Annotated in this window: 7 protein-coding genes; 1 reads left to right on the top strand and 6 read right to left on the bottom strand. The window is 49.1% G+C overall.

The features are described 5' to 3' along the window. Nucleotides 1-219: 219 nt before the first annotated feature. Both RM811_RS08145 and RM811_RS08140 read right to left on the bottom strand, forming a co-directional pair. Entirely contained in the window at nucleotides 220-1,950 is a 1,731-nt protein-coding gene (locus RM811_RS08145; RefSeq protein ID WP_402522764.1) for a diguanylate cyclase, read from the bottom strand. 185 nt (nucleotides 1,951-2,135) lie between these two features. After that, nucleotides 2,136-2,954 (bottom strand): DUF3943 domain-containing protein, encoded by an 819-nt coding sequence (locus RM811_RS08140; RefSeq protein WP_402522762.1) that lies wholly within the window; start codon nucleotides 2,952-2,954, stop codon nucleotides 2,136-2,138. 309 nt (nucleotides 2,955-3,263) lie between these two features. On the opposite strand from RM811_RS08140, the gene RM811_RS08135 reads away from it, so the two are divergent. Then, complete coding sequence (locus RM811_RS08135; protein WP_402522759.1) at nucleotides 3,264-4,022, top strand: hypothetical protein; 759 nt, start codon at nucleotides 3,264-3,266, stop codon at nucleotides 4,020-4,022. Between the two features lie 253 nt (nucleotides 4,023-4,275). On the opposite strand, the gene RM811_RS08130 is transcribed toward RM811_RS08135, so the two are convergent. The 4 genes from RM811_RS08130 to RM811_RS08115 all read right to left on the bottom strand — a co-directional run. After that, nucleotides 4,276-4,965, bottom strand: a complete 690-nt coding sequence (locus RM811_RS08130) for a hypothetical protein (RefSeq protein WP_402522756.1) — start codon at nucleotides 4,963-4,965, stop codon at nucleotides 4,276-4,278. Between the two features lie 197 nt (nucleotides 4,966-5,162). Continuing rightward, nucleotides 5,163-6,710 carry a putative basic amino acid antiporter YfcC gene (gene yfcC / locus RM811_RS08125; protein ID WP_402522754.1) on the bottom strand — a complete coding sequence of 516 codons (1,548 nt, stop codon included), beginning with the start codon at nucleotides 6,708-6,710 and terminating at the stop codon, nucleotides 5,163-5,165. Nucleotides 6,711-6,855: 145 nt separating this feature from the next. Then, complete coding sequence (locus RM811_RS08120; RefSeq protein WP_402522751.1) at nucleotides 6,856-8,325, bottom strand: hypothetical protein; 1,470 nt, start codon at nucleotides 8,323-8,325, stop codon at nucleotides 6,856-6,858. Between the two features lie 364 nt (nucleotides 8,326-8,689). Then, on the bottom strand, nucleotides 8,690-9,205 hold a 516-nt coding region (locus tag RM811_RS08115), incomplete at its 5' end, for a molybdopterin dinucleotide binding domain-containing protein (RefSeq protein WP_402522748.1).

Here is a 9,205-nt window from a genome sequence, read left to right as displayed (position 1 = left end):
TTGGGTCCTGGCGCTACCACGCAGGACCCACAGGGCCTAAAAGCGTGGGAGCGAGGAGGGTTTTGCGACAACCGCCTTCGCGACGATGACGGTCGGGGGGTGTTTTGCCCTTTTGCGACACCCTCCTTCGCGGGGATGACGATGGTAAATTCTTAATGGTTGTCACCCTAAGGGAACACTTTTAATTGCACCACTGTCTGAACGATCAGTTGCTATTGATCAGCTATCTTCAGCAGGCGCTGGCGGTGGGGGCTGCTTGTTCTCTGTAGAGTTCTCTGCACAGCTAACGATCGCGCGATTACGCCCGGCATCTTTGGCTTCATAAAGGGCGCTGTCGGCGGCTTTCAGCAGCATATCGTGGTTTGTTTCTGCATTTTTCCGGGTTGCGATACCCATGGAAATGGTGACATTGCCCAGGGACTGACCATTAAACTGCATGCCCTGGCTGGCAATCCGGGTGACCAGTTGGTTGCCCAGTTCGCTGGCGGTTTCCTGATCTGTGTCCGGGCAGATGATACAGAGCTCTTCACCACCAAAGCGGCACACCAGGTCGGTTTCCCGGGTGGCCTGTTTCAGCTCCACGGCCACCTGTTTCAGAACGTAGTCTCCGGCATCATGGCCAAAGGTATCGTTGAATCGCTTAAAGTGGTCCAGATCAATCATCAGCACCGATAGCACTTCATGCTGGTGTTCTGCACTGTAGGTATGCTGTTCCAGAAAGTCCATCATATGGCGTCTGTTAAACAGGCCGGTCAGCGGGTCGCGGATGGCCTGTTGCCTCAGGTCTTCACGCAATCTCATATTGGCTAATGCCAGACCAATCTGTTCAGCCATGGATTCCGCTTTAGAGATATTATGCTCGAGGTTTTGCTGGTCGTGATAGTTGAGGTGCAGTATACCCAGTGTTTCGCCCTGGGCTACCAGTGGAATGCAGACCTGGTAAAGATCGTTTTCCATAAGGCTGTGGCGACAGCGAATTTCCAGGCCATCTTCAACGCTGAAGTGAGTGTGTCCTTTGAGCAGTGACCAGCAGTCACTGGGCTCAAAGCGTTGGCTGCCTTGCCATTGTTCGCCCCATTGCGTGATCACATCCAGTCGATTTCTTGATGATTTAATCAGGGTGATTGCACCGCCACAGCATCCGGGTAGCAGGTGTTCTGCAATAGGGTGAACCACATTTGCGGCACTATCCACGGTGGTGCAGGCAGACATCAGGCTGCCGAGGCGTTGCATCAGGCTGAGTTCACGGGTTCTTTCCCTGACTTCACTTTCCAGTAACTCTCGTTCCTGTTCGGCCCTTTTGTTCAGCATGCTGCTGAAAAAGCGAGTGATCATAATAACCACAAAAACACCCAGAAAACTGATAAGCACTACCCAGATCCAGATCCACAGTAATTCATCAGTGAACAGATTCAGAGCAACTGAGGTGCGTATGATATAGGTCTCACCTTTGTCGGATATATCGGTGGCTGATTCGTGACCGTGTTCGCCGCTGTGATTGTGATTATTGGTGTCAATATTCACTTTCAGCGCGTAATACATCAGGTCATACCCTTTGGTATGACTGTGCCGTGTGGATGACCCTTCACCCTGTTTCATGGCTTCTGCTACTTCCGTACGGCTCCCATGATTTTTCATCTGGTCAAGTTCATGGCTGGTCATCTGAGAGTCGCCGATAACGCTCCCATTCTCATTGATGATGGTGATCCGGACCCCCGCACTGCCACCAATATCGGTAGCGATCACATCAAAATCAAAATGATCATCCCCGTGAAGTTCAATGTCATCCTTCATCATGCGAGACGTTATATCTGCCACTTGCTTAAGTTTGGTCTGGTAGCTTTCCAGCAGGATGCTTTTGAAATGAAGGGTTAATAATGACAGGCTGGCGGTCAGCACCAGGGTCATCAATATGGCAGGCATAGCCAGAGCGGCAGACTTACGAAACATGGCAACGTCCCTGTTGACCATCAATCAATTGCCCGAAGTGCTATCCAGCAAACTGATTGGTTATGAATGGAAAGATTCTATTCAGTATTGCAAAGATTGGGCGGTTTGGAATTGCCAGTTTTTTGGCAGGGCAAATCTGCTCTGTTACGAAAGAAGCTGGAAGCAAAGAATAATCAGCTTCCAGCTTACATGCGGAAGGTCATTACCAGACCCAGGTAGTTTCGGTCTTCCTCACTGTCCTGCCACCGGTAGAAAGTAGGGGCAAACGCCATGCTAATGGAGAGATCTTCCACCAGTGGCTCTTCTCTGCCGCCATTGATCCACTGATCGATACTGTCTACCGGATCCAGGAAAAACAGGGCCGTTGAGCCCAGCGTGGGGGAGTCCCAGACGAGATTGTCATTATCCCGTATTGTCAGTTTTTTCTGATAGGCCCATTCCCCGTACAGCCAGCCTCCGACGGGTGTGATAATAATATCCTGAATGGAAGGCACTTCTGCGATCGCTTCAATACCGTATTCCCAATAGAAGGTAGACATCAGGAAGGAGTAGACAAAAGAGTTCCACTGATCGTAGCCGGATTCACGGGCAACAATGTAGTAGACGCCACCAAAATAAGGGTGAGTCACGTAATTAAGGAACCATTCATCTTCATCCATCACCGGGCCCGAGCTGACATTGTCCCACCACTTTTTGTGGAAATTTTTCAACTCGTCTTTATCCCAGTTGGTAAAGGACTCCGGCATAACGGCCAGAGCAGCCACGACACCAACCCCGAGGCCAAACATCAGTTTGGTCTGGCCCCATAAACGGGCCTGATCTTCTTTTGGGTTCTCATCAAACAGGGTTACCGCCCAGGGAGAGCGCTCTTCCTGAAGAGAGAATGTAAACTCAGTGTCCGGGTCAGACTCTGTGGTGACTGCAGGCGCCGTTGTATTGGCCTGAGCGAAGCCGGAAAGCATGATCAGGCCCGATAAAAAAGCTGGTAATGTCAGGTTAAGCATCGTCTTTTATTCATTAGATGGCGGGTGGGCGATAAAAACAGCACCCAAACAATGGGTTATCCATTCAGGTAATTACCCCTGCTCTGGATGAAAGGTGGGGATTTTATAGTGTCTTCTGCCAATAAGCGATTGGGATTTATCATTATGTCAGGTAAGCGTGAGCGTTTATCGGGCAATGAGCCTGCTTCTTGTATTGGTTGTCGGATTTCTGACTCTGTACAGGGTTGAAGCTCAGAGATTATAAACGCTTAAACGACTGAAAATTTTCACATGCTACATTGAATTAGAAAAGCAGTATAAGGATGTATTGTGATTAATAAACAGCTGTACCTGTCCGTAGTTACAGGTTTGTTGGTGATCGGTGGATTTTTTTCCACCACCAGGGCATCAGCAGTTAACCCTCCTCCAGCCCATGAGAGCGTTCCGCTAACCCGGTATTGGAATATCATTGCTGATCATCTCGCCCGGCACCTTATTGCCAATGGCCGGTTGGGCTCAAATACCCTTTATGTTGATGAAAAACCTGCAGTTTCAGAGATTAGTCGATACCTTGAAAAACAGTTATCCCATTCATTGAAAAAATCAGGTGCAATGGTGTCTGCTCCAGCCAGTGCTCACTATGCAATTGAGTTGGATGTTGACATTAATGAGCGATCGGATGGTCATGGAACGGCCTATACCGAGGGTGGTGACATCGACCAGTTATGGATGATACGAGAACCTGAAGCTATCTACTCAGGTCAGCGTGTCAATTATGAGATGGTATCTCTGTCGACTAATCAGCCGGTCAATATAAACCTTCTTGCTGATACCGATACGGAAATTATTCTGACTGCCCGAATTATGGAGAGAGGCTGGATTCGCCTATCACAAACCTATGCATTCTATTTTACTGCTGAAGATATGAAGCCTGAACAGGAACTTGAGCATGAAAAAGATCTGAAGTCTGAAGAAGAACTCGAATCTGATGAGGATATGGAGCTCCGAAATCATCAAAGAGTGTTTATGGATTATCAACAAAAGCTGGATGCTGATATCGAGCAGCTGTTTGGCAGTTATGGGCTCTGATACCGTACTTTCAGCGATGGCATCATCCCCCGGGAATAATAACTATAATTCCACCTTTACTTAATTATTGGCTATCTCGCCAATGGAAAAATTATCCGCTGGAAGTACAAGAATCAAGAACTGAAAATGTCGGAAGTTGCCATATTTGCGACTTTGCCATGATTTTTGAATCGGTATGATCCTTTCTGGTTGAACACTCATGATCTTGGTAAGGTCGTTTAAAGCAGAATCAGGGCAGTAGATCATTGCGGAGTCAGTACTTCTGTTTAAGGTCGTACTCAGCATTGTCAAGACAAAGGACAATACCTTCAGACCCATAATATTTATAGCCAGCACTAATGTAGTCCCTTGCCTTTGGCTCATCTTTCAGTAGGACATAATACGACACGATGGCTGTAAGTAGGTCAGGCAACTGAAATTTTTGCGTCCCGGGTTTTAATGTGAGTGTGTGAGGCGTACTTTTGCTCAGCTCTACCCGTTCTTGTATATCGTCTACCTGCTTGCGGGCCGATTTATTCAGACGAATGAAGTTTTCAGAAAACTCCGAAGTGAGCTTGGTTTTCTCTGTAATCAATTTTTGCATGTACTTGATCATAGCAACAGGATGGTTATTGTCAGGCTTTGTTTTCCCATTGCTTACTTGCTTATCGCTGTTAGTTCTTATGAATTTCATATCTTTTTTAAATTGCCTTGATATGGAGTTGACACTAGAGGGGGGAGATAACGTTACAAGTCTGTTTTTTGCGGCTTCGGCTGCCTGCTCTTGTTTCTCCCCATTTTCTTCAGTTAGCTTTTTGTCCAGTGACTTTTTTGTCACAGTCATTCCTGATATCTGCCCCTTTAAGGCCATAACCCCCTCGTCACCCTCCCCAAAACCACTGTCGCACTGGTCACTCTCACTGGTTTGACGGGAATAACGCTTCAGGGGGAAATGTGTATTCATACCTTACCCATTCATGTTCTCGCAGGTTCCACTCAAGATCACTTATCCCGCTAAGACCAAGACCGTCCGGATGTGGATAAGTTCCATTATTTAAGGCGTGGGCACGAAATGATTTTCTTTTTTTCACGGAGACACAGAGTTTTTTTAAAGTTTCCTCTGTGTCTCCGCGGCCAGTCAATTTTTTGCAAAACAAGCCGTTACGCAAATCCGGCCAGGTGGCTGCCAACGATCAGAATGCTGGAGATAACAAACAACAGCAGCACAAATCGCCAGACAAACCTCGCCCAGTCGCGCCAGTCAATACGACACACGCCCAATGTTGCCATAAGCGGTGCGGAGGTTGGCACGATCAGGTTGGTGAAACCGTCGCCCAGCTGGAAAGCAAGCACGGCAACCTGACGGGTGACACCGCTGATATCCGCTAAAGGAGCCATCAGAGGCATGGTCAGTGCGGCCTGACCGGAACCCGAGGTTACAAAGAAGTTAAATACTGACTGGAATACAAACATCAACCAGGCAGAGAGCCAGCCGGGGAAGCCGCTTAGCAGGGAACCGAAGTTGTGCAAAATGGTATTCAGGGTATTGGGATCATTGGAATCGCCGCCGAGAATCATCAGTACACCTTTGGCGAAACCAACCAGCAGCGCGGGTCCAATCATTGATGCGGCACCTTCCCTGAAGGCGCAGGCGGCATCATTGCCGGTCATCCCATTCAGTCTGAAGACAATACCAATTACACCCACAATGACACCGAGGGTAAAGAACTGGGAGGCGATCTCCGGCAGATACCACTGGTACTTGACGACCCCCCAGACCACCCAGACCATTACTGCCACCAAAGCGAGCATCACCAGGGTATCGCCCATGGACCATGAGGTCGTATGAGTGTTATCCGTATCGGCATCACGGAAATGGGCATCGCTGTGGTAACTGTACGAGGCTTCAGGCTGCAGCTTGATACGGCGGGCGTAGGCGGCAGTGAAGAGAATACCCGCCAGCGTGAAGCCGGCCCACATCACCATCCGGAATCCGGAGCCGGACATGACCGGAACCCCGGCAAGTCCCTGGGCAATGACCACAGAGAACGGATTCATCCAGGAACTGGCAAAACCGAGCTGGGTAGCAACATAAGTCACCATAACGGTGGTCACACCGTCGTAACCCATCCGTACCATCAGGGGCACAATGATCAGGGCAAAGGCAATCGCCTCCTCTCCCATACCAAAGACAGCGCCACCCAGGGAAAAAAAGAAGAACAGGATGGGGATAAACAGTTTTTCACTGCCCCGGGTACGCTCAATCAACCGGTGAATGCCGCGGTCAATGGTTCCCGTCCGGGTGACAATCCCGAATGCGCCACCGATGAGCAGCATGAACATGATCACGCCAATAGCTGCGCCCCACTTGGACCCTGAAACCAGCCCCTCGAAGGGGAAATTCATCAGGCCAAGGTCGCCGCCACCGGCAAACAGCTGGACATTGCCGTAAAGTTTTTCTCCGGCTTCTGTCAGGGCATAGGAGAAGGATTCCGGATTAATAACCTGCCGACTTTTTTCAACACCGTCAACCAGGTAGGTCACTGTCTCAGAGCTGAAGGAGCCTGATGGAATGATGTAGGTGAGGACAGTGGCGAGAATGCCAATGAAAAATATCAGCAACAGGGTGTCGGGCATCTCCCACTTTGATGCCGCCTTGACCCTCGTATTTCGGGCGGCATCAAAAGTGGTGTTTTCTGTACTTTGCATATAAGAACTACTGCTTTAAAAAGCTTTCTTATATCAAAAATCAGATAACCATGCTCTGATATTGGTCATGGCAGCATAAGTTTTTTACCTGTTTTTATCCGGTCTGTTAAATGACGCGTTCTTCGAACAAATGCATAGCGATAAATTACTCGTCTATTGCTGCAACTACGCCCGTTCTGATACCAACATAGGCTGCTCCATTGGGGCCTAACACCACAGGGGCGGTAACACTGGATAAGGTGTCGGTAATCCCGCCACTGCCCGTGCCAATCAGGCGGTCAAACTTCTCTTCACCGGTCTCAAAATCCACAGCAGTCAGATACCAGCCCCCAAGACGATCATCATCATTCTGTTTTTTGAAGGTATAAAAATAGAGCAGGCCATTGTCAGTCGACAATATTGGCAGTGATTGCGAGAGTAACTCAGAGTTCCAGGTGACATCACAGCCACTGCGATCTTCTCTGACATCTATTCGCGTAACGCCCGGTGAGGTTTCCAGAGCATTGCCAGAATAAATATGACCATAGTCGTTTTGTACAACCAGGGCGTTGTTATAGACCAGGATGGAGTTTTCTGTAGCACTTTTACCGGGTTTGAACAGAGGGACTTTGCACACTTCCCGGTTACCCTCAATTCCTGATTTACGTTGATAGACCATCAGATGTGTCGAGGGAGAACCATCATCTGCAATAGTAATAAGATCATCACCGATCAGAGTCGGAGAGGTGCCTGATCCGAATGAGAGCGTTCCTGGCTTCTGGGCTTCACCACGGTCATAAGGAATACGCCAGCTCCAGTAAGGTTCTCCATTGTCAGCATTGATTTTGAACTGATAGAGGGCATGAGTAGAAACGATATAAACGCCATCTTCATCAACGGCAAAGGAGTTTTGAATCACTTCATCTTTGCCTTCCATTTTGAAGGTGCGGAACTCTCCGGTGGCTTTGTTCCGGTAGCCGGTGTAGCCATTACTGGTGACAAACCAGAGGTTGCCTTCCCAGTCGGGCATTACATCATGAATATTGCTGCCTTCCGGCATAACACCACTGATGTCGTATTCTTCGGCAACCCGCCATTGAGGTTTTTCACCGGACTCATCCAGCTCCAGAATTTTAATGGTGTTATCTGCAGGCGCCAGAATGGGGCGATCTTTATTATCCAGATGGAAGTAGCCACCACCGCTGTTATCCCCTGAAGTTTTCATGGGCATATCATACTGTGCGATGGTTTCCAGAGTATCTGGATCCAGCAGGTGTAGTTCTACACCGGTCAGTTTGATACTGACCGTAATCAGGCGGCCTTTGGCGTCAAAGGCGATGTTGGGGGCAACACCGACAATAGAGCTGAAATTCCGTTGGGTGGTTTGTGTATTGACGCCAAGGGGCCCCGGATAGTCAGTGATGTTTCGGTTGTATGATCCACCATGCATGCTACTGCGCTGGGATTCTGCCAGCCAGGGGTGGTCCGGTTGTAAGTCAGCGGGCATTGGCTGGGCAATAGCCGATGCTCCCTGTACCGCAGGAACATCATTTTCGGTAACTTTTAAATAGCCGTAGGTTGAGGCTGCGGAGAGTGCCGCAATGCCCAGGGCAATTTTTGTTTTAGTAAGCTTCATAAGATCTTCTTTTTGTTATCTGTTATTGAGACTGTAGAGGTTGTCGCAAAAGGTCTTAAATGCCGATTTATACCACCGCCGTCATTCCCGCGAAGGCGGGAATCCATCTCGAGAATGGGAGTCTATCTCGAGCAGTGGATCCCCGCCTTCGAGGCTGTTGCAAAACCCTCCGGGCACCTCGTTCCCATGCTCTGCGTGGGAATGCATACCGTACTCGCCACAAGTGAATAACCAGCCTGAAATCCCCACAGATTCGGACAAGGTGAGGTTTCTCCACATGCGGCAAGATCCGTATGCATTCCCACGCAGAGCATGGGAACGAGGGTTTTGCGACAGCCACCTTCGCGGGGATGACGGTTGGGTGTTAACAGGCGGTAGCGAGTTTGGCAACTTCAACTTTTACCGGGATGCCGTGAACCACAGCATTGCCTGTCAGCTGATCAATGACTTTCTCATTGGTGATGTCATTCAGGCTGACACCAGCGTGAGCTTCAGCGACTTTGATTCGGGTTCCCTGACGATTATGTCCCCAGGCATGAGGCATGCAGACGACTCCGGGCATAATGTCTTCTGTGATCTCTACCGGTAGATCAATACGACCAACCACAGAGCTGACGGCTACAGTGCTTTCCTGATTGATTCCGCGTTTGGCTGCGTCTTCCGGGTGTATCAGCAGGTTACAGACAGACTTACCCTTAACCAGACGATGACTGTTGTGCATCCATCCCAGGGTGCGACTGGTCAGCCGGCTGATAATCATTAAATCGAATTCTGAGTTCACCCGTTTACTGTCGTTTTTTAATGGATCAATAAAGCGGGATTTAAGCCGGGGCAGGTCACTGACCAGAATCTCAGGGGCAAGATCAATCTTCTTATCTTT

It is taken from the genome of Endozoicomonas sp. (assembly GCF_031844845.1).
Classification (GTDB): domain Bacteria; phylum Pseudomonadota; class Gammaproteobacteria; order Pseudomonadales; family Endozoicomonadaceae; genus Endozoicomonas.
Note: the sequence above shows the minus strand (reverse complement) of the source record. Positions and strands in the feature narration are given on the sequence as shown.